The sequence below is a fragment of the Mucilaginibacter sp. A3364 genome (assembly GCF_059690715.1).
Map to the genome: position 1 here is coordinate 2,090,137 of NZ_JCAWED010000001.1, position 22,137 is coordinate 2,112,273.

Annotated in this window: 22 protein-coding genes and 1 other RNA gene; 17 read left to right on the plus strand and 6 right to left on the minus strand. The window is 43.7% G+C overall.

Annotation, left to right across the window (positions count from 1 at the left end; all coding sequences use genetic code 11):
- The first annotated feature begins 3 nt into the window (after nt 1-3).
- From hisIE to AC59JT_RS09340, 3 genes are all read left to right on the plus strand, one after another.
- Nucleotides 4-591 (plus strand): bifunctional phosphoribosyl-AMP cyclohydrolase/phosphoribosyl-ATP diphosphatase HisIE, encoded by a 588-nt coding sequence (gene hisIE, locus AC59JT_RS09330; RefSeq protein ID WP_497398062.1) that lies wholly within the window; start codon nt 4-6, stop codon nt 589-591.
- A 46-nt stretch (nt 592-637) separates the two neighbouring features.
- Entirely contained in the window at nt 638-1,543 is a 906-nt protein-coding gene (locus tag AC59JT_RS09335; RefSeq protein ID WP_497398064.1) for a WD40 repeat domain-containing protein, read from the plus strand.
- A 200-nt stretch (nt 1,544-1,743) separates the two neighbouring features.
- Nucleotides 1,744-5,010: a DUF8693 domain-containing protein gene (locus tag AC59JT_RS09340; RefSeq protein WP_497398066.1), complete on the plus strand. Its 3,267-nt coding sequence runs from the start codon at nt 1,744-1,746 to the stop codon at nt 5,008-5,010.
- A 9-nt stretch (nt 5,011-5,019) separates the two neighbouring features.
- Here the strand turns inward: AC59JT_RS09340 and AC59JT_RS09345 are convergent, their stop codons facing one another.
- Both AC59JT_RS09345 and AC59JT_RS09350 read right to left on the minus strand, forming a co-directional pair.
- The gene (locus AC59JT_RS09345) at nt 5,020-5,778 is read right to left on the minus strand and encodes a C40 family peptidase (protein WP_497398068.1); all 759 of its coding nucleotides are present in this window, start codon (nt 5,776-5,778) and stop codon (nt 5,020-5,022) included.
- A 104-nt stretch (nt 5,779-5,882) separates the two neighbouring features.
- The gene (locus AC59JT_RS09350) at nt 5,883-6,236 is read right to left on the minus strand and encodes a 4Fe-4S dicluster domain-containing protein (RefSeq protein ID WP_497398070.1); all 354 of its coding nucleotides are present in this window, start codon (nt 6,234-6,236) and stop codon (nt 5,883-5,885) included.
- Nucleotides 6,237-6,339: 103 nt separating this feature from the next.
- Between AC59JT_RS09350 and AC59JT_RS09355 the strand changes: the two genes are divergently transcribed.
- The 7 genes from AC59JT_RS09355 (at nt 6,340) to AC59JT_RS09385 (ending at nt 14,128) form a co-directional block, all read left to right on the plus strand.
- Nucleotides 6,340-7,368 carry a uroporphyrinogen-III synthase gene (locus AC59JT_RS09355; protein WP_497398072.1) on the plus strand — a complete coding sequence of 343 codons (1,029 nt, stop codon included), beginning with the start codon at nt 6,340-6,342 and terminating at the stop codon, nt 7,366-7,368.
- Nucleotides 7,369-7,468: 100 nt separating this feature from the next.
- Nucleotides 7,469-7,672: a fructose-6-phosphate aldolase gene (locus AC59JT_RS09360; RefSeq protein WP_497398074.1), complete on the plus strand. Its 204-nt coding sequence runs from the start codon at nt 7,469-7,471 to the stop codon at nt 7,670-7,672.
- Nucleotides 7,673-7,677: 5 nt separating this feature from the next.
- Entirely contained in the window at nt 7,678-8,358 is a 681-nt protein-coding gene (locus AC59JT_RS09365; RefSeq protein ID WP_497398076.1) for a cell division ATP-binding protein FtsE, read from the plus strand.
- A 129-nt stretch (nt 8,359-8,487) separates the two neighbouring features.
- Nucleotides 8,488-9,057, plus strand: coding sequence for a nucleotide exchange factor GrpE (locus AC59JT_RS09370; protein WP_497398078.1), 570 nt, complete (start codon nt 8,488-8,490; stop codon nt 9,055-9,057).
- Nucleotides 9,058-9,171: 114 nt separating this feature from the next.
- A complete protein-coding gene (gene dnaJ / locus AC59JT_RS09375) occupies nt 9,172-10,347 on the plus strand; it encodes a molecular chaperone DnaJ (protein ID WP_497398080.1) in 1,176 nt (391 codons plus the stop codon).
- A 751-nt stretch (nt 10,348-11,098) separates the two neighbouring features.
- Entirely contained in the window at nt 11,099-12,055 is a 957-nt protein-coding gene (locus AC59JT_RS09380; protein ID WP_497398082.1) for a Ppx/GppA phosphatase family protein, read from the plus strand.
- 69 nt (nt 12,056-12,124) lie between these two features.
- A complete protein-coding gene (locus AC59JT_RS09385; protein ID WP_497398084.1) occupies nt 12,125-14,128 on the plus strand; it encodes a M1 family metallopeptidase in 2,004 nt (667 codons plus the stop codon).
- A gap of 104 nt (nt 14,129-14,232) precedes the next feature.
- Here AC59JT_RS09385 and ald read toward each other — a convergent pair whose 3' ends face one another.
- Entirely contained in the window at nt 14,233-15,339 is a 1,107-nt protein-coding gene (gene ald, locus AC59JT_RS09390) for an alanine dehydrogenase (protein WP_497398086.1), read from the minus strand.
- Between the two features lie 355 nt (nt 15,340-15,694).
- Between ald and AC59JT_RS09395 the strand changes: the two genes are divergently transcribed.
- On the plus strand, nt 15,695-16,099 hold the full coding sequence (locus AC59JT_RS09395; RefSeq protein WP_497398088.1) for a hypothetical protein: 405 nt from the start codon (nt 15,695-15,697) through the stop codon (nt 16,097-16,099).
- 55 nt (nt 16,100-16,154) lie between these two features.
- On the opposite strand, the gene AC59JT_RS09400 is transcribed toward AC59JT_RS09395, so the two are convergent.
- Nucleotides 16,155-17,510: a GH1 family beta-glucosidase gene (locus AC59JT_RS09400; protein WP_497398090.1), complete on the minus strand. Its 1,356-nt coding sequence runs from the start codon at nt 17,508-17,510 to the stop codon at nt 16,155-16,157.
- A gap of 299 nt (nt 17,511-17,809) precedes the next feature.
- Here AC59JT_RS09400 and AC59JT_RS09405 point away from each other — a divergent pair, with 299 nt between their 5' ends.
- From AC59JT_RS09405 to AC59JT_RS09430, 6 genes are all read left to right on the plus strand, one after another.
- Nucleotides 17,810-18,268 carry a DinB family protein gene (locus AC59JT_RS09405; protein WP_497398092.1) on the plus strand — a complete coding sequence of 153 codons (459 nt, stop codon included), beginning with the start codon at nt 17,810-17,812 and terminating at the stop codon, nt 18,266-18,268.
- Nucleotide 18,269: 1 nt separating this feature from the next.
- Nucleotides 18,270-18,683 carry a hypothetical protein gene (locus tag AC59JT_RS09410; protein ID WP_497398094.1) on the plus strand — a complete coding sequence of 138 codons (414 nt, stop codon included), beginning with the start codon at nt 18,270-18,272 and terminating at the stop codon, nt 18,681-18,683.
- Nucleotides 18,683-19,333: an SCO family protein gene (locus tag AC59JT_RS09415; protein WP_497398096.1), complete on the plus strand. Its 651-nt coding sequence runs from the start codon at nt 18,683-18,685 to the stop codon at nt 19,331-19,333. Before AC59JT_RS09410 ends, AC59JT_RS09415 begins: the two co-directional genes overlap by 1 nt.
- Entirely contained in the window at nt 19,330-19,743 is a 414-nt protein-coding gene (locus AC59JT_RS09420) for a c-type cytochrome (RefSeq protein WP_497398098.1), read from the plus strand. Before AC59JT_RS09415 ends, AC59JT_RS09420 begins: the two co-directional genes overlap by 4 nt.
- A 22-nt stretch (nt 19,744-19,765) precedes the next feature.
- Nucleotides 19,766-20,156, plus strand: an RNA gene (gene rnpB, locus AC59JT_RS09425) — RNase P RNA component class A.
- 262 nt (nt 20,157-20,418) lie between these two features.
- Nucleotides 20,419-20,781 (plus strand): hypothetical protein, encoded by a 363-nt coding sequence (locus tag AC59JT_RS09430; protein WP_497398100.1) that lies wholly within the window; start codon nt 20,419-20,421, stop codon nt 20,779-20,781.
- On the opposite strand, the gene AC59JT_RS09435 is transcribed toward AC59JT_RS09430, so the two are convergent.
- Nucleotides 20,778-21,689 carry a ribonuclease Z gene (locus AC59JT_RS09435; RefSeq protein WP_497398102.1) on the minus strand — a complete coding sequence of 304 codons (912 nt, stop codon included), beginning with the start codon at nt 21,687-21,689 and terminating at the stop codon, nt 20,778-20,780. The two genes, AC59JT_RS09430 and AC59JT_RS09435, sit on opposite strands and share 4 nt — an antisense overlap.
- A gap of 21 nt (nt 21,690-21,710) precedes the next feature.
- A complete protein-coding gene (locus AC59JT_RS09440) occupies nt 21,711-22,088 on the minus strand; it encodes an STAS domain-containing protein (protein ID WP_497398104.1) in 378 nt (125 codons plus the stop codon).
- Nucleotides 22,089-22,137 lie beyond the last annotated feature (49 nt).

The window sequence follows — 22,137 nt, forward strand, 5'->3', positions numbered from 1 at the left end:
AAAATGAATATAGATTTTAGCAAAACAGACGGTTTAGTACCCGTAGTGATACAGGACGATAAAACCCTTGAAGTATTAATGCTGGGCTACATGAACCAGGAAGCTTATGATAAAACCGTTAAGGAAAATATCGTCACCTTCTTCTCCCGCTCAAAAAACCGTTTATGGACAAAGGGCGAAACCAGCAATAACTTTCTGCATGTTAAAAGCATCCATATTGATTGCGATAAGGATACTATCCTGATCAAAGCCTCACCCGATGGCCCTACCTGCCACACCGGCGACCGTAGCTGCTTCAAAACAGAATACAATCAAAACTTCATCCTGCAACTGGAGCAAATAGTAGCCGACAGGTACGAAAACCCACAAGAAGGATCATACGTTAACAAACTACAACAAAAAGGCCTCAACAAAATAGCCCAAAAAGTAGGCGAAGAAGGCGTTGAAACCGTTATAGCCGCCTTGGCCGAAACCGAAACAGACCTGATCAACGAAGCATCGGATTTGATGTTTCACCTTATCGTTTTACTACACGAAAAAGGTTTGACACTGGAAACTATAGCAAAGAACCTGGAACAAAGACATAAATAAGTCCAGAGTCTTTATGGACTATGAGCTATGGACTATCGACTAAAAAATGATCACCGTACAAAAAACCGCTGAACTTACCGGGCATAGTAACCCTATTTTTGCGTTAGCACTATCGCAGAAGCCGGGTATATTGTTTACCGGCGGTAATGATAAAGGTGTGGTGGAATGGAGTTTAAAAACAAACTCATTCATCAAGGTGATGTTCCCTGTGGCTACTTCCATCTATAGCATTCATTGCCCTGAGGGCTATCCTTTGATGTTTACCGGATTGCGCAGTGGCGAAGTGTTGGTGTTTGATTTTATTAAGCAGCAACTCCTGACGCCTTTACGTGTGCACCGTAAACCTGTGTTCGATATCAAATCGGTTAACGGCAAAAAGGAACTGCTTATCGCTTCCGAAGACGGTACCGTTACTATTTGGAGTTTGGATACTCTGCAGTTGCTGCACACGCTCCAGGTATCTACCGATACCGTTCGTTGCATCAGTATATCGTCCGATGAAAAACAGGTAGCTTTTGGCTGTCGCGATAATACGGTGCGTGTTTACGATCTGGAAGATTACACACCGATCAGTGTATTACAAGGCCATACCATGGCTGTTTTCTCTTTGCAATATTATCCTGCCGGAGATTACCTGGTATCAGGCAGCAGGGATGCCCAGGTGAAAATCTGGGATACCACCTCCTTCGAGCTAATTCAAAATATCCCCGCGCATCTTTTCGCGGTTAACCATATCGCCTTCCACCCCACTCAACCTTATTTTGCTACAGCCAGTATGGATAAAAGCATTAAGCTTTGGGGATCGGATGATTTCAAGCTTTATAAAGTCATTAGTCGCGAAAAGGGTTACGAGAGCCACCGCCTGTCTATAAACAAGGTTGCGTGGAACGAAAATCAGCTTATTTCTTTGAGCGATGATAAGCGCGTTATTCTTTGGGATATAACACTTTAAACTACCCAATTTTTCTTAATTAACCTATAGTTAATCAAAGCGCTTGCTCAAAGATTAAAAGTGACCATTCTTGTTCATTTTGTTCATTACTGTGCATAAACAAACCATTCCTTAATTCAGTCGTACAACAAATTAGAATAAACTAATTTCTCGGTAATTAATTTTTTATCAGAGACGAAAGTTTAAAACTAAGGTTTTGTATGAAAAAGTGGTGGATTTTTACGGTTGTATTTGGTGTACTTGGCTTGTGTTCAAATTGTTCGGCAGCTGACATTATTTGGTTAGGCACAACCAATTCAAATTGGAACACACCGTCCAATTGGTCTCCCGCTACTGTTCCGGGAGCTACCGACAATGTTTACATAGGTTACACCCTATCATTTAACAACCAACCTACCGTAAACGTAACTACTACGGTACAAGATATAACCATTGGCGTTTTAAAAGCTGTTACATTTACTGTTAACAGCGGCATTACATTAACCACCCGCGATTTTATACAACGTCACTCCACTACCACTAATACATCTGTTACAAACACTATTACAGGCCCAGGCACCATATCCTGCAGAGGATTTTACGCCGGTGACGTTGGCGCTCCGCCTGCACCCTTCCTGGGTATTGTAAATGCAAATTTAACCAATCTAACAACTGTCAATCTATCAATACAAAACTTAAATGTGAGCGATAACCTATTTGTTAACACCGCGTCATCAACAGCTACCGTAGGAGGTAACACTTCAGGTAATGTGAACAACAATACTTTAAATATACTGAGCGGTACGGTAAAAGTAACAGGGCACATCCAAGTAAGCCACTCAAACTATATAAGCCTGCCCAGCTTCAACATAACTATTATCACCTATCCGGCGGTTTCAAACAGCGCCAAACTTCTACTTAACCCTACAGGCAACTCTACCGGTAATATTGCAACCCTAAGTATTGGGGGTAACTTTTATAGTGGTGCCGCAGGCGCAACTTATGATTTTTACGGCCCCGGATCAGGTACCTCAACTTTAATTTACGCGGGCACTTCGGCCCAAACTGTTTATACAAGCCCGGCCTCATTTGATACTTCGCCCAGCGTTTATCAAAATCTAAGTTTTTCGGGCGCTGGCGTTAAAACCGTTCAATCTGGCAGCACCACTATAGCAGGCGACTGGAACTCAACAGGCGGAAAAGTAGATATTACAACCAATGGTGCTGCATTAACATTTAACGGGGGCGCGCAGGCTTTAACTGATGTTAGCAGCGACAGCGGTAATGGCGTAATATTTGCCAATGTTAATTTTCAAGGTACAGGTACTAAAACCATGAGCGGAAAGTTTGCAGTTGCCAGCGCCAATGTACTTACCATGGCCGGTACAGCCACGCTGGCTTCGGCCGGCAATTTAACACTTAATTCCGATGCTACGGGTTCGGCAAGCGTGGCTGTAATGCCTTCGGGCACTGCTGTAACAGGCAATGTAAACGTTCAGCGTTTTTTTAAAGGCAGCAGCACCAATTTGAACAAGCGGGGCTATCGTTTAATTTCATCGCCGGTTTACAGCGGTAGCCCTGGAGGTTATCGTTCATTCGATCTGAATTATTTGTTAAATGATTCCTACGTATCAGGTTCTGGCGGAAGTGCCGGCGGATTTAATGCCCCTAGCGGCACTAACCCAAGTCTGTACCTCTATCGTGAGGACATTGCTTCAAGTAATGCCACATTTACTTCGGGCAACTACAAAGCCATCACCAAAATCAACAATACTAACGCTTACGATATCGGCACCCAAAACAGATTTAAAACCGCTAACACAAACGACACAACTACCAATATCCCGATAGGCAACGGTGTACTTTTCTTCTTCAGGGGCAACAAAACCGATAATGCTACACAAACAGGTAGCAAAGTTGTATCACCTTATGATTATCCGGAAGATGTAACCTTTACACAAACCGGCACCCTCAATACGGGAAGGGTTAATGTTAAGCTTTGGTTTAGGTCAAACACTTACTTATCGTACACCAATAACGCAGCAATAGCAAACTCGGTTATACGTGGCTTTGCCTTAGTGGGCAATCCCTACGCGTCAACTATCAACTTCGAGAAATTTAACCGCAACGGTAGCAGTTCTACCATTTATGGCGGAAACTTTCCGGCTGCCTCAACTACCCAAGGCAAAATATGGGTATTTAATCCTACCACGAAACAGTATGATAGCTACGTACAAACATCAACCCCAACATTTCCTGCCGATACGACAAGCACAGTACGACCTGCCGGAAGTTTATACACCGGGGATGCCAGCAACATGATTGCCAGCGGGCAAGGCTTTTTCATACGCGCCACAAGTACCACGCAAACGCTTAGGTTCCACGAAGCAGCAAAAACAACTACACAGCCTACAGCCGCCAACCTCATCAGGATAATGAGCACCCGAAGTGAGCTGGCATCATTAAACAATACGGTGCCGATAACTCTTAAACCAATACTGCGTTTTAAGATCATTAAAGATTCGCTTAACACCGACGATGTCGTACTTGCCTTCAATAACAAAACAGGCACAACTTTCAATGAAGATGACGACGTGGAAGACCTGGGCGGCAACGGCGCACTGGTAAGCCTGTCGCTAATGTCAAGCGATAATATCAGCGCGGCTATTAAACAAATGCAACTACCGGCAACAGGACAGGTAGTTATACCTTTGGCTGCCGACGGTACAAATACCGGCATATACCAGCTTAAACTGGCCGAAATGCAAAATATGCCGAAGGATTATGATCTGTGGCTAAAAGATGCTTTTACCAACGATTCGCTCGACATAAAAAACAACGACACCTACAATTTTAATATTTACAAAGACAAAGCTGCCTCATTCGGTTCAAAACGCTTTACACTGGTAATACGTAAAAACCTGGCGCTTGCTATGCGTGCACTTGGTTTCAATGCGCAAAAAACGGTCGGAGGCTCGCGCTTAACCTGGACTACCGAAAACGAAGCTACTGATTATCGTTTCAACGTAAATCGCAGTTTAGATAATGGCTTATCATACCAAACCATTGGCCAGGTACAATCATCAGGCAGTGGTAGTTATTTATATGTAGATATTGACCCGGTTAAAGGAAAAAACAAGTACAGGGTTAGTATTGAAAGCTTAAAAACAGGGCTGGTAAACTACACCAACGATATTACATTGACCTACAGCGATACCGCGGCCAATAACGTGGCAAACATCACCGTGTTTCCTAACCCTACCGCGCAAGTCGTGAACGTTAAAATTCCGGATACGAACACCAAGACCAACGAATCATATACTATCAGCATACTAAGCAGTTCCGGACGGATCATGAAACGATCGACCACCAATGAACTTACCTGGCAGGAAAACGTAGCCGAATTGCTACCAGGCACTTACGTAGTACAAGTAACAAATAACCGCGACAATAAAATTGAAGGAAAAACCAAGTTTGTTAAATTGTAAGGCGATACTTTAAAAGTAACGCCTTACAACGGTTAGTTTATGGGTATATTTCTTTTGCTCTTCAGAATAGATGCCCTTATCATCAATTACATCAATTTTCACTTTACCCGATGCATGGATGATATGTTCTTTATTAAGCAACATGCCTACATGGGTTATTTTACCATCGGCGTTTTCAAAAAAAGCCAGATCGCCCATTTTGCCTTCGCTTAGGTTTATTTCCCTGCCCTGTTCGGCCTGCATGCTGGCATCGCGCTTTAATTTAATGCCTTTTAGTTTAAATATAGATTGTGTGAAACCCGAGCAATCTATACCGAAATGTGTGCGCCCACCCCATAGGTATGGCGCGTTAATAAAAGTTTTGGCAATCAGGTCAATATTTTCGCTCTCGCCTATCTGGCCTATAATCTCAAACTTCTCTTTATCAATATAGCAGGTAGTACCATTTAAAAATGCTAATGAGCTGCCAACAGGCAGGTAAAGCACACTATTATCTCTTATCTTCCAGGCCTGGGTAATGGCCCTGTAGGTTAATCGCGGTTGGTTTAATTGCAATTCCTGGTAAGCTATATGGCCCAACATTACAAACTGTAACCTACCTATCCAGCCTTTATATTCATCATAAGCGGTTACTATCTGTACCCAGTTTTCCTTCCACTCTAAAATTTCAAAAGCTTCGCCAAACAACAATTGCGACACCTGTTCGCTGCGCTCACTTGGTTCGGCACGCATGGGTACTATAGCTAAATTGCAAATTCCGTATTCCATATTAAGGTATATGGTGGTTTGTACGTCAATAGTTTTTTAAATGTTTCAGGCAACAAAAAAGGGAATACATTACGCATTCCCTTTTCTTTATACTTTTAAACTGATTATTCGTTTATGTGTAACCAGTCTTTTTTTGCTAAAAGCTCTTCGCGGGTTTCGCGTATATTTTCGTCGTCTACACAGCAGTCAACCGGGCAAACAGCGGCACATTGTGGCTCGTCGTGGAAACCAACACACTCAGTACACTTATCAGGCACTATGTAATAAATATCGTCAGACAACGCCGCCTGGGTGTCTTCGGCACCAATGGTAACACCATCGCCAAAATCAATAACTCCCCTTAAGCCGGTACCGTCTGAAAATCTCCAGGCCGCACCCGCATCATAAATTGCATTATTTGGGCATTCGGGTTCGCAAGCGCCGCAGTTTATGCATTCATCGGTGATTATAATCGCCATATTTCTTTATAATTCTTATATCTAGTTTACCTTTGTGGCAAACAACAAACTTGTGCAAATATAACAAAAAAACGTTTTCAGAGTTTGTACAGTTAACATATATATGTCAAAATTTAGCCCTATACAACTTACATACGCCTTTACAACCTTAGGAGAACGCCTGGCTACCCCTACCCAGGAGCTGACGCATATCATTAATACCGAACATAGTTACAATGCCTGGTTTACCCCGGCAAGCGTTGAAAAAGCCATTAAAGCTATCACGGTAATGCTTTACGCTACGGATATTGAGCAATGGCTATCACACTATGATCTTACCAAAAACAACACCCCAAAAAAGGTTGGATTGATTCTTGCCGGCAACATTCCGCTGGTTGGGTTTCATGATGTGCTGAGCGTTTTGGCCAGTGGTAATCATGCTTTGATCAAAGCCTCTACCCAGGACGCCCGCCTGATTAAGGCTGTTTTGCAAATACTGATTGATATTGAGCCAGGCTTTGCCGATAGCTTTACATTTGTTGACAGGCTGCAAGGCTTTGATGCCGTTATCGCCACCGGAAGTAATAATTCTTCGCGCTATTTTGATTATTACTTTAGCAAGGTGCCTAACATCATCCGCAAAAACCGGAATAGTATAGCGGTATTAACAGGCAAAGAAACCGAACACGAAATATTCCAGCTGGGGCATGACATTTTTGATTACTTCGGCCTGGGCTGCCGCAACGTATCAAAAATTTTAATACCGAGGGATTATGAGCTGGCTATCTTCTTTGAAGCCATAATGCCATTTCAGCCAATCATCAATCACCACAAATACAATAACAATTACGATTACAACAAATCAATATACCTGGTAAACAGCTACAAGCATTTTGATAACGGCTTTTTGTTACTGAAGGAAGATAACGAGCAACTAAGCTCGCCACTTGCTGTGTTGTACTTTAGCTATTATGATGACATAGCCGCTGTGCAACAGCTTATTGATGCTCAACAGGACAATATACAATGCGTAGTAAGCAAAACGCCACTTGCAGTTAGCTCCCAGGTAGTTGAACCGGGCGGCAGCCAGCAACCCAAACTTTGGGATTATGCCGATGGTGTAGATACGATGGATTTCTTGGCAAATCTTTAAAATAACAATACCTTTGAAAAGTGGTTGTTAGCTCATTGAGCCATTAGTCGTTTCACCAATGACTTAATGACGCGAAGCGAATGACCAATGACTAAAAAACATGTATATTATAAAAGTAAAAGGCGTTGCCAAAATACCGGATTATGTGCAGCTGCGCGATGACAAGTTCACTCTGCTGGCCTATTTCAGGGTTGACAGGCCCGACAAATCCCTGGATAAGGTTGGCCTGGCGGATAAGGCCGATTATATAATGAACGTCATTAAAGACCTGCCGTTTGGACAGATATTAAAATTAGAACTATAAGGATCATGATAGGAAACTCTATTATAAAGCTAAACAACGTTAGCATTTTTCAACAAAAACATCTGGTACTGTCAAAAGTTAACCTGCATATTGATAAAGGCGATTTTGTGTGGCTTATCGGGCAAACCGGCTCGGGTAAAAGCAGTTTACTAAAAGTGATCTACGGCGATCTGAGTGTGAACGATGGCACCGGCCACGCCTGCGGTTACGAGTTACAAAAACTGGCGGATAAGGACATCCCCTTTTTACGTCGCAAACTGGGCATCGTATTCCAGGATTTTCAATTACTGACAGACAGAACAATCGAACAAAATCTGCAGTTTGTGATGCGCGCCACCGGCTGGAAAGACCCTAAACTAATAGCAGACAAAACGCTTGATGTATTAGAGAAAGTTGGCCTGCGTTCAAAACTAAAGAAAATGCCTCACGAGCTTTCTGGTGGTGAGCAGCAACGTGTGGTTATTGCCCGCGCGTTGTTAAATGATCCTGAAATTATCCTGGCGGATGAGCCTACCGGTAACCTTGACCCGGATACTTCAGAAGAGATTGTATTATTACTAAAACAGATCAGCCAATCGGGCACCGCTGTAGTTGTAGCCACGCACGATTATCATATTATCCGCACTTTCCCATCGCGCATTATCAAATGCGAGAATGGTAAAGTTTTAGAAGACGCTGAGATCTAATATGCCATTGGCAGTATAACAACTGCCAAAGCATACATCCCACTGACATCCCTACCTGTTAAATAACGAAGTGCTGACAGCTTGTCCATTTTATTACAATGGCAAGGTACTTGTTTGGCACTATTAGCTATGAATTTTAACGACATGTTGAAGAAAAAGAAGACCACTGACTCAGAAAATCCTGAAGTTACGCCAGAGAACGTAGATACTACTGCCACGGAAGCAAACGCTACCGAAGAGAATGCTAAAAGTGCAGAAGATGTACTAAAAGAAGAATTAGCATTAGCTAACGATAAATACTTGCGCCTATATGCCGAGTTTGATAATTTCCGTCGCCGTACCAGCAAGGAGCGTGTAGAGTTGTTGCAAACTGCCGGCAAAGAGGTTATCGTATCATTGATCCCCTTACTGGATGATTTTGAGCGTGCCGCCAAAGCCATGGAAAACGCTACCGAAGTAAGCGCGGTTAAAGAAGGCGTTAACTTAATTCAAAATAAATTAAACAGCATATTAACGCAAAAAGGCTTAAAACCTATGGAATCAATAGGCCAGGCGTTTGATGCTGACATACATGAGGCCATAACCAATATACCTGCGCCTAACGATGCCATGAAGGGCAAAGTGATTGACGAAATGGAAAAAGGTTATTACCTTAATGATAAAGTTATCCGCTTCGCGAAAGTAATTGTAGGAGCGTAAGGGAGATATCGGATTTCGGATTTTCAATTTCGGATTTAATTGAAAGCAGAAATACCGATTAGCATAACAAATAAAATAAATCCGAAATCGAACATTCGATCCGAAATTAATAAAATGTCAAAACGAGATTACTACGACGTACTGGGCGTATCAAAAGGTGCCGATGCTGACGAGATAAAAAAAGCCTATCGTAAGATGGCTATCAAATATCACCCTGATAAAAACGAGGGCGATAAAGACGCGGAAGAAAAGTTTAAAGAGGCTGCCGAAGCTTACGAGGTATTGAGCAACCCCGAGAAACGTCAGCGTTATAACCAGTTTGGCCATGCAGCCAACGCGTCGTCTGCCAGTGGTGGCGGTGGTTACGGCGGCGGCAGCATGAATATGGACGACATATTTAGCCAGTTTGGTGATATTTTTGGTGGCGGAAGTCCGTTTGAAGGTTTCTTTGGCGGCGGCGGAGGAGGTGGCGGCAGGCAACAAGGCGGCAGGCGTGTAGCCCGCGGCAGCAACCTGCGCATCAAGGTAAAACTTACACTGGAAGAGATAGCCAACGGTACCGAAAAGAAAATAAAAGTTAACAAGCAGGTTTCCTGTAAAACCTGCGATGGTACAGGCGCCAAGGATAAATCATCATTTCAAACCTGCAAAACCTGTGGTGGCCAGGGAGCTGTGCGCCGGGTAACCAATACCATTTTGGGCCAGATGCAAACTACCAGCACCTGCCCTACATGTAATGGCGAAGGTTCGGTTATTACTTCAAAATGTACCGTTTGCCATGGTGATGGTGTTGTGCGTGGCGAAGAGACCATCAGCATCAATGTACCTGCGGGCGTAAGCGAAGGCATGCAGCTAAGCATGAGTGGCAAAGGCAACGCTGCCCCACGTGGTGGTGTGCCGGGAGACCTGATCATCCTGATTGAAGAAGTTCCGCACGAAACTTTGAAGCGTGATGGCAGCAACGTGGTTTACGATCTGCATATTACTTTTATTGATGCTGCTTTAGGTACCAGCATTGAAGTACCAACCATTGACGGTAAAGCCAAAATTAAAATTGAACCGGGCACCCAGGGTGGCAAAATACTGCGCCTTAAAGGCAAAGGCGTGCCCGAGGTTAACTCCTACCACCGCGGCGATCAATTGATCCACATCAATATCTGGACGCCGAAAGCGTTAAGCAACGAAGAGCGAGCATTGTTAGAGAAACTGCAAAACTCGCCAAACTTCAAACCTCAACCGGGTAAAAACGAGAAGAGTTTTTTTGAGCGAATGAAGGAATATTTTGAATAAGACCTGAAGACGAAAATCTCGGAAGAATATATAATAAAGAGCCCTGGATATTTTCAGGGCTTTTTTGTTACCTTCAATTTGTAACTTAAAACATCTCAACCTAATGACAATAACCCGTACCAATACACACCTTATATTTATTTTAAACATCCTTCATGTCGTTACTCAAATAACTATTAGGTCCCTAAACCTTCAAGATGTAGCCGTTAACGAAACACTTTACACTTCGTTGTCTTATTTTTCACAAGTCTGTTACCTATGTACACTCATCTACCTTGTCATAGCTTTTAAACATTTTAACGGGTCAGAGAAAATCGTGTGGTTATATCTCTACCTGGCCTTGCATCTTGTAGCAATTTTGGGTACTACATTTATGTCTTATATTGTTGAACCCGAACATGCCTATTACTATTTCGCGCCGCTTAACTTACTGATCTTGATCGTAAATGTATATTGCGGCTTATTATCTCTAAAAATGAAATATAAAACGCTCGGCAACGCGTATGCTTTATTTTTCTTTTCATCCATTTTTGTCATGATTGCGACCATGCTAGCGCCTTTGATAATTATTACCCTATTTAAAATGGATAATTTAATATATGTGAGGTATTTTGGATTCATTACTCTGCTAGCTAGCCTGCTCATATTTCTTATCCTGCAAAGAATCTCGACACAACTAAAAACTGATAATCAACTCGTGTTTAATGAGACATTATAAAACCTTTTACCCAATTATAAGTTTAAGAGTGATATGAATAAATCGGTTGCCGTTATGGACCTCGGCACAAACACTTTTCACTTATTGATTGCTGAGGGCAGCGCAACTGATTACCGCGAACTGGTGCATGAACATATTGCCACCAAATTGGGCGAAGGTGGTATTAATAAAAGCTACATACAAGACGCGGCTTTTGAGCGTGGCTTACAAACCATGCAATTGTTTAGAAAAGATATTGACGAGAATAATATAACAGAAGTACGTGCCATAGCTACATCGGCCATACGCAATGCGGCTAACGGGCAGCATTTTATAGAGGAAGTAAAAGCCCAAACCGACATACAAATAGAGATCATCACGGGCGAACAGGAAGCCGCTTACATTTATAAAGGCGTAATATTATCTGGTGTTTTAGGTGCCAAAACCGCCCTGGTGATGGATATTGGCGGTGGTAGTGTAGAGTTTATTCTGGGCAACAACGAAGGGATTATCTGGAAGCAAAGTTTTGAAATAGGTGCCGCCCGCCTGATGGATAAATTTCATGACGTTGATCCCATCCCACAGCAATCTATAGTCGAACTTCAAACTTATGTAGAAGGTCAGCTGGCTGATCTATTTGCCGCTACGGCCCAACATCCGGTGGAGGCTATTATTGGTTCATCGGGCGCGTTCGAAACCTTTGTTGAGCTGGTTGAATTGCAAAAAGGCCACGCCTTCAACATTAAAAAAATTAAGAACTACACTTTTGATACTGACGATCTGGTATCCATAACCGATACGCTCATCGAATCAAGCCACGAGCAACGCAAACAAACACCCGGCATTATACCTGTCCGCGTGGACATGATCGTGGTGGCCTCGCTCATTACCCGCTTCATTATGGAGAAATTGAGCATCAGCAAAGTTTGCATGTGTACCAACTCGTTAAAAGAAGGTGTACTGGCGGAGATGCTTGAACCACATCACACTTTCCCCGAAGGGAGGGACTAACATTAAAGTCTCCCCTTCGGAGAGATTTAGAGGGGTAATTCGTATCTTGCCTTTACTTAACTGACACGCATGAAATTACACCACCTTGCCATTGGCGCGTTATCGCTATTGGCTACCTTCAGCTCGCAGGCCCAACGTCGCGAACGAAATACTTCCAACGATACCATCAGCTCCAATTATTACCCGCAGGCTTTATTCGCCCCTGGCTTTTATACCGAAAAGGGTAATGAGTTTCATTCTGCCAACGGCGACCCTGGGCCTAAGTATTGGCAGAACCGCGCGGATTATGTGATTAAAGCCAATATTGATACAGCGAGCAAGGTTTTGAGTGCTACGGCAAATATTACTTACGCCAATAACAGTCCGGATGCTTTGCCTTACCTATGGCTGCACATGGATCAGAATATGTATCGTAAAGATGCACGCTCCAACTTTGTTACCGGCAACCAGCCCAAAGCTGCCGACCATACCAATGGCTACCAGGTTGAATCGGTTTCTCTTATTCAAAACGGCGTAACCACTAAAGCTACGTTTGTAGTAACCGATACGCGCATGCAAGTGCGCCTGCCGAAGGCCCTATCTGCTAAAGGCGGCAAGATCAATATCCTCATCAAATATCATTACACCATTCCAGGCGCATTTGGCGGTCGCACAGATTTCGCCGATACCAAAAACGGAAAGATATATGAGATAGCCCAATGGTTCCCACGCATGTGCGTTTATGATGATCTGCATGGCTGGGACACGATGCCTTTTGTTGGCAGCGGCGAGTTTTATTTAGATTATGGCGATTTTGATTACAGCGTTACCGTACCCTGGGATATGATCGTAGCCGGCTCGGGCGAGTTGGTTAACCCCGCTGAGGTGCTTACAGCCAAACAACAAGCCCGATTAGCTGCCGCGAAAAATAGCGACAAAACTATCATGATCCGTACGCCTGAAGAGGTTAACGCTCCATCATCCCGCCCGGTAAATAAAGGCACTCTTACCTGGCGCTTTAAAATGCTGAACACCCGTGATGTAGCTTTTGGCGCTTCCAGGGCATTTGTTTGGGACGCGGCGAGAGTTAACTTGCCCGGAGGCAAAAAGTCGCTGGCGATGAGTGTTTACCCTGTAGAAAGTGTTGGTAATGATGCCTGGGGAAGATCAACCGAATACCTGAAACATTCTATAGAATATTTTTCTGCCAAATGGTTTGTTTACCCATGGCCGGTGGCTGTTAATGAAGCTGGTATTGCAGGGGGCATGGAATATCCGGGTATTTTGTTTGATGGCATCAACGACAAAGGTAAGGAGTTGTTTTGGGTAACCGCGCACGAGATTGGCCACAACTGGTTCCCGATGATCGTAGGCTCCAACGAACGCCGCTATGCCTGGATGGATGAAGGTTTTAATACGTTTATTGACGTATATGCTTCGGACGTGATCAATAAGGGTGAATACGCGCCTAAGCGCGATGGTGAGTATGCACCGGGCGGTGGTAATCCGGCAGATGAGATCATTCCGTCCTTAACAGATCCGGCTTCGCCAAGTATCATGACGCATCCTGACGCTATTCCCGAAAAATATCGCCATCCCCTAACCTATTTTAAACCGGCCTTTGGTTTGATCTTGCTGCGTGAGCAGATTTTAGGTAAAGACAGATTTGATTACGCTTTTAAAAACTACATAGCTAAATGGGCCTACAAACATCCGCAACCGCAAGACTTCTTCCGCTCTATGGACAATGCCGCAGGCGAGGATCTGTCGTGGTTTTGGCGCGGTTGGTTCTACAATAATTATAAGCTGGATATAGCTCTCATAAGCGCCAAATATGTTAACGGGGATCCTAAAAACGGCATTGAAGTGGTGGTAGCTAATAAAGAGCCTATGGCTATGCCTTTTAGTATTGAAGCGAAGCTGAAAGATGGCAGCAAACACCGCATGAAACTACCGGTGGAAACCTGGCTGCAAAATAAAGCGACGACGTTCATCATCCCAACTACAACCGAAGCCGAACTGGTAAGCGTTGACCCCGACGCGGCTTTGCCTGATGTGAACAGGAAGAATAATAGTATCAAGGTGAAAAAGTAGCATTAAGACTTACGAAGTTTTTAAAACTTCGTAAGTCTGGCAGTATAAAACAAAGGGCTGGTTCTTCACAGAACCAGCCCTTTTCACTTATTAAACCGTATCAATCAAAAATTCACTTCCTGGTAAGCATGACCGGTGACATCGGCCACTGCTTTATAAGTTACCGCGCCATTGTAGGTATTTAGACCTTTTGCAAGAGCGGCGTTGTCGGCCAATGCTTTTTGGTAGCCCTTGTTAGCTATCTGCAAAGCATAACCTAAAGTTGCGTTGGTTAATGCTATGGTTGATGTGTAAGGCACAGCGCCCGGCATATTACCTACCGAGTAGTGTATCACATCGTTTTTAACATAAGTTGGATTTTCGTGCGTGGTAACACGATCGGCGGTCTCAAAAATACCACCCTGGTCAATAGCCACATCAACAATAACTGATCCGGGTTCCATGGCTGCAACCATAGCTTCGGTAACCAGTTTTGGCGATTTAGCGCCAGGGATCAATACCGCACCAATAACCAGGTCAGAACATTTAACAGTTTGCGCGATGGTGCTGCTGTTTGAAGCTAAGGTAGATATCTGGTAGCCGAAAATATCATCTAACTGGCGTAAACGCTCCAGGCTGGTATCAAGTATGGTAACCTCGGCACCCAAACCAATTGCTATTTTAGCCGCGTTGGTTCCGGCTACGCCGCCACCAATAATGGTAACTTTAGCACGACGTGCTCCCGGCACGCCACTTAGCAATACGCCTTTGCCGCCATTAGGTTTCTCTAAAAAGCGCGCTCCTATTTGTACTGCCATACGGCCTGCAACCTCGCTCATTGGGGTTAGCAACGGCAATGCACCGTTAGGTAATTGGATGGTTTCGTAAGCGATGCCGATAACACCTTTTTCAACCAATGCGGTGGTTAGCGCCGGCTCCGCAGCAAGGTGCAAATACGTGAACAGGATAAGATCTTTACGAAAATACTGAAACTCGGCAGCAATAGGTTCTTTCACCTTCATTACCATCTGCTGTGCCCATGCTTCGGCGGCAGTATCAACCAGTTTGGCACCGGCTTGCTCATAAGCGGCATCAACAAAGCCCGAACCTGCGCCCGCGCCTTTTTCAACACTTACCTGGTGGCCGGCGGCTACCAATGCCTCAACACCTGCAGGCGTAGCGGCTACACGATTTTCGTTGTTTTTAATTTCCTTAGGGATACCAATGGTCATAGTATATTTATATAAAATGTAAATAACCGACCATTATAAGGGGGCCCATTACAGGCCCCAACCAAGCGCATAAATTGGTTTTAATACCTGGTAATAATAAGTCAGTTAATACCACAAAATTAGGTACAAAAACGGTAGCTGCATCTCGTTACAAATAATAAAATTAATTGAGAAGTAAATTTAAGAAACACCAAATAAGTGCTTATCTGCACGTTTAAAATGTGAAATTTAATTTCACAAACAACTTAACATCCAGAGGGTTGTTAACATAAACATAATATTAAATAAATATATACATAACCTAAATTTGCGCCAACAAACAACAAAAGATAACCTTATTGTATTCTATTGATATATGAAAAAAGACAACGTTAAAGCCCAAGCCAAAAAACAACGCAAAGAATTTAAGAAAAGCCTGACCGATAAATTGGCCGCTCAAATTAAAGCTATAGTTGCCGAATTAGAGCCAAATTTGAAGAAAGCCGAAAAAGCTATTGAAAAAGCCGCAAAAAACCTGGCTAAAAAACTATCAAAACAAGCACCTGCCGCAAAAAAATCGGCACCTAAAGCTGCAAAACCCGCTGCACCTAAAGCTGTCGCTAAGATAGCTGCCCCGACTGCACCTAAAACTGCCGCTTCGGCTAAAGCTGTTGCCCCGGCCGCCGCAAAACCTGCTGCACCAAAAGCCGCCCCAGCTAAAGCTGCTGCGCCTAAAACTGCTGCCCCGAGCGCAAAAGCAAAAGCGCCGGTAAAAAAATAAATATTGTGTGATTTTTATAGAAATGGCCGATAAGCAGGTTAAAACCGGCTTTCGGCTATTTTATTAAACCGGCATACCATTGGCCGGATGCCTTTACAATACGCTCCTGCGTTTCAAAGTCAACATGAATAATACCGAAGCGCGGCTTATATCCTTCGGCCCATTCAAAATTATCGGTAAGCGTCCATATAAAATAACCGCTAACCTCGCAACCTTCGTTTTTTGCTTTTAGTACTTGTTGCAAATAGGCTTGCAGATATTCTACACGTAGCTTATCATTCACCGCTCCTTCATTCACTTCATCCGGGAACGCGGCACCGCTTTCAGTAAGGTATATTTTTCTGATCTGCGGATAGTTGTTATACTTTTTGAGCAGATGGTATATGGAAGCCGGGTAAACTTCCCAGCCCATTGTTGTAACCGGTACGCCGCGGTTTTCGGCCTTTACTAAACTAGCGCCTATATAAGGGGTGAAAAACGAGTACTTGACGATCTCGCGCGTATAATTCTGTAGCCCGATAAAGTCAAAATCAAAATGCAGGTTATCCTCATCACCAGGCAACATGTATTTGGCCAAACCTTTTAAAACAGGCAGGTCATTCATTGGATAACCAAGGCCTAATATCGGTTCAATAAACGTACGATTAAGCAATGTATCCACACGGTTTGCAGCGGCGATGGTGCGTGGTTTATCATTATAAGGCTCAACGTGCGAACAGGAAAAAGTGGTACCAATTTCCGCATCCGGCAATTTGCTTCGTAACACTTTAGCCCCCGAAACCATACTTAAAACCGCATGGTGTATAGCAGGCAGGAAGTTTTTTAGTCCCCGGCGCCCCGGCGCGTGTATACCGAAAAAATATCCCGCACCGGTAAAAACCATTGGCTCGTTCATCACCATCCAATGTTTTACACGGTCGCCAAAGGCATTGGCACATATGTCAACGTAATTGGTGAACCAGTTTACTACTTCGCGGTTTGTCCAGCCGCCCTTGGCTTCCAGCGCTTGCGGCAGGTCCCAGTGGTATAGCGTTAACCAGGGCTGGATACCCTGGCTTAAACAATAATCAATAACTTTATTATAATGAGCTATGCCTGCCTGGTTTACCGCTCCTTCCCCATTGGGCAATATACGTGGCCATGCTATAGAGAAACGGAAGTTAGGAATATTGAGTTGCTTGATGAGATCTATGTCGCGCTGGTAGCAATTGTAAAAATCGCAGGCTACATAGTGATGAGCGTTTTTTAATACCCGGCCTTTTTGGGCTACAAAAGCATCCCAAACAGAAAGGCCTTTACCATCAACATCATGGGCACCCTCTACCTGGGTGGCTGCAGTTGATACGCCCCAGATAAAGTCGTCGCCAAAAAGTTGCTTAGTTAACGGTGTGTCGGGAATAATAGCTTTCATGTGTTTGGGCCAAACGCGCGGCCCAAAAGTATGTTATAAATGCCTTAACGAAAAATTTTCGCTAAATGAATTAGTGGATAAATGATGAACGCATGCTTCTCAAAAATATCCATTCGCGTAAGCTGTTAAATAAATTGATGATAACTTTCATGATTTTTACTTTTTGTTAATACTAAGATACATCAGCTATATAACCCCATGATGTGTTAATTGTTACGTAATTATGAAGTTTATTAAACCTGTTTGGCGTACGTTTTTTGCCCTTTAGCTATTACCTTTGCAGCACAATCCCTGTTGCCATGAAAAAACATTTTATCCGCCTTTTTGATTACGACCGCTATTGCAACCTGCGCATTGTCGACGCGATCACAGCCAACAATACGCCGGAAAAACCGGCTCAGCTATTTACACATTTATTAACCGCCAGCGAAGTATGGCTTAACCGTTGTTTGGGTCGCCCGGCTAATAATGTTGAGTTATGGTCGACTGACTTCCCTGAGAGTTTCGATTATAAAATAAACGAGATCCATAACGATTGGATAATGTATTTAGAAAGCTTAAGCGAAGCTGATTTTGACAAGAACATCAGCTACCACAGCATAGCCGGCGATCCGTTCAATACTCGCTTAGAGGATATATTGATCCATGTGATCAATCACGGCACTCACACCAGGGCGCAAGCCGGACAACATCTTAAACTAACCGGCGTTGAAACTCTGCCACCTACTGATTACATTTACTACGTACGCAACTTATAATATGATGAGGAAATTTTTAGCTATAGCCGCAGCAGTAATAACCTTGAGCGCCTGCAATAACGACAAAAAACAGGAAGAAGCTCTGCTTAAGGACGTAATTAAGTTACACGACGAGGTAATGGGCCAGGAAGAAAAGCTGATGCAAAACAAAATGCAGTTGGATACTTTAATGCTTAACAGTACCGACACTACCGAAAAAGCGGCAATGAACACCATCAGCCAAAAATTGGTTAAAGCCGACGGCGAAATGGAAAGTTGGATGCAGAACTTCGATCCTTCCCAAAAAGGCAAATCGCATGAGCAAATTGTGACTTACCTGGAAGGTCAGAAAAAACAAGTGATCGGCATTGATTCGCAGATTACGCAAGCGGTTAAAGAGTCTGATACCTATCTGCTTAAAATAAAGAAAAACTAATGAGAAAATACTTAGCCCTTGCCACAATTGCTTTACTATTTACTGCTTGTAAATTTAACGATGCTACACAAAAACTCCCCATATCCGGCAACCGCGATGTGGTAACTAAAATGGTTGACGGCAAAGAAGTTACCGATACCGTTTACAATACTATCCCGGCTTTTAAAACCGTAAATCAATACGGTGATAGCATCAGCAACAAAAACCTGGATGGCACCATTTACATTGCCGATTTCTTTTTCACCACCTGCCCTTCGATATGCCCTATTATGCACCGCAATATGATGAGTGTTTATGAGGCTATTAAGGATGCTGAGGATGTAAAGATCATATCATACACCATTGACCCTAAACATGATACCGTGGCTGTACTAAAGCAGTATGCAGATAAATTGGGCATAACTGGTAATAAATGGTGGTTACTCAACGGCAAAAAAGAAGATATCTACACACTCTCTAAAAGCTACTTGGTTACAACTCCTGCCGAGGACGCCAAGGAAAAATACATCCACGATGGCTACTTTATTTTGATCGACAAACAAAAACGCATCCGCGGACAATATGATGGCACCGTGCCCGAACAAGTCGAAAAGCTAATAGCTGATATCAAAATACTTCGTGCCGATCCTGAGCAAAATGCAGTCAAATGAAAGTAAAAGCAATTACCGGCATTTTCATTCTACTCTTTGCATTGGCCGCCTGTCAAAACGAGGGCGACATTGAATACATGCGCTATTATACCGCCGGCAAACTGGTTTACCAGAACAAATGCCAGAACTGCCATGGCGGGGACGGACAAGGCTTACAGGCCCTGATCCCACCACTGACGGACACTGCTTACCTGAACAAAAACAAACATCAGCTGGCCTGCATTATCAAACACGGCCTGAAAGGCGACATCAGCCTGGCTGGCAAATTTTACCAGGGCGAGATGCCGCCGGCTGAACTTTCGCCGGTTGAGATTGCCGAAGTGCTTACCTATGTTACCAACTCGTTTGGTAACAAAATGGGGACGGTTACTACCGATGCTGTTAATGCTGATCTGAAAGGATGTAAGTAAGACTAAAAACCCTACCTTTACCCCTGCAAAACGTTCTATCGCTGCTGCCTTCGGGTGGTTGAGGAAAGTCCGGGCAACATAGAGCATCCTGCTTCCTAACGGGAAGGCGCCGACAGCCGGCGACAGCAAGTGCCACAGAGAATATACCGCCCGCTTCGGTGGGTAAGGGTGAAAACGTGAGGTAAGAGCTCACGGCTTTTCCGGGCGACCGGAATCGCGGTAAACCTCAGGAGTTGAAAAACCAAATAGGTCCTGAAAGCGGGGTTGCTCGCTCCCTGTCCCGGGTAACCGGGGCAGTCAGGATGGGTAGGTTGTTAGAGTCTGCCGGCAACGGCAGAACAAGATCAATGATAGAAGACGTCCGCCAGTAATGGCGGATGTTACAGAACCCGGCTTACAGCTTTGCTGCTGTACAACGCCTCTTCCTTTTGGAGGGGGCGTTTTTTATTTGGGCGCGATAGGGCGCAGTGTAGCGGCGTATGCGTAGCACGCTACAGCGCTACACTTGGTGTAGCATGCTACACTTCTGATTATCAACTACATAATAAAAACAACATCATCACACTAACATGCCTGCTACACGCTTCATATTTATCATTAGGTATAAATTTTCCCTTGTGTGTAGCATTGCCCGCTACGCTACCGTTTTACCTGTAAAACCATTAAACCACACTTATGAAACAGTTTTTAATCAAATTAAAAATCGTTAGCTACACACTATTAGCGTTTGTAATAATTTCTTTATCAGCATGTAAAAAAGATGCTTTGAAGGTTGATAAAGAAAAAACCTACGTACAATCAAATGCTGAAATTACAAACCATTTAATGGGTGGTGGTGTATGGCTTAGCTTAAAACCCGGCGGAAAAGCGGATATTAACCCGGGCGGCGATATTATTTGGCAGGCACGCTATGATATCAGCGGTAGTCGTATCACCGTTAAAGTAGAAGATATGGCCTGGACCTTTAAATTCACTATTATATCCGACAATGAATTACGTGGTGAAAACGGTGAAGTATTAATACTGAAACTGGATTAGATTGAGAACGTCCTGCCTTCTATAGCTAATCCCGTTTCCGGGAAAACACTTTGACTTTCCCCAAGCAGCTCATCCAGCGTTTTATAGCGGGCCGAAAAATGGCCTATAAGCAGTTTTTTTGCGCCGGTGGCTACTGCTACCTCGCCGGCTTGCAGGGCGGTGGTGTGATGCGTTTCCAGCGCTCTGTCCAACATATTGTGCAGGAAAGTGGCTTCATGATATAGCAGGTCGGCATTGGCTATTTGCGCGTAGTAGCGCTCTGTGCATTTTGTATCCGAGCAGTAGGCGTATATTTTTGGAGTGTCCGAATCGGTGGTGAGCTCTTCGTTCTTCCAGGTTTTGCCTTCGTTATTGGTATAGTCGGCACCTTTTTTTAAGGCGGTGTACAGTTCAATGGGCACTCCTATCCTTTCCAGCTTTTCCTTCATCAGTTTGCGCAAGCGCTTTTTCTCTTTAAACAGGAAACCTGTGGTAGGGATACGATGATCCAGCGGAATGGTCTCCACCGTTACATCTTCGTTGGCTATTAATACCTGCGATTGTGTAGCATCTGTAGCAACAAAATCTAAAGGATATTGAAGGGTAGTTTCAGAGTATTTTAGTTGAAGCTCAATGATCTCCATCAGCGCCGCCGGGCCAAACAACTTAAGCGGCTTTTTGCGACCGTTTAAATGCAGGGATGATAGCAGCCCCACCAGCCCCAGGTAATGATCGCCATGCAGGTGACTGATGAAAATATGATCAATACGACTGGCCTTAACGTCAAAACGCAACATTTGCTGTTGCGTTCCTTCGCCGCAGTCTACCAGGTACAGGCGCTCGTTAATATTGAGTACCTGTGCGGTTGGGTTGCGGTTATAAATGGGTGTTGCAGAACTACTGCCTAAAATGGTTACCTCAAATCTCATAGCAGGTAAACAAATTAGGTACTATCTTGCTTCTTTTTTTAATTCTTTTTCTATCTCTTCCATAAAAATAATGTCAATAGCTTCTTCGCATTTCGGCACTATAGTTAATACGTTCTCTAACTGAGAGATAGTTACCAGGCGTTGTACCGCGTCATTTAATCCCGCCAGGATAAATGAACCCTCGGCGTTTTTGCATAAACGATGACCAACCAATAAACTGCTTAAACCTGATGAATCGGCAAACTTAACCTGCGACAGGTCAAGGATGATATTGCGCTGGCCTTCGGTGTTGATCAAAATCAATTCTGATTTTAACTGTGGCGTAACCAATGAATTCAGTTTAGACTCATTGAGTTTAAGCAATATATATTTCTCGTGTTTATCTACTGTAAATTTCATTGTTGTAAATTATTGAAATGCTAAGATATAATATTATTTACAAATAAAA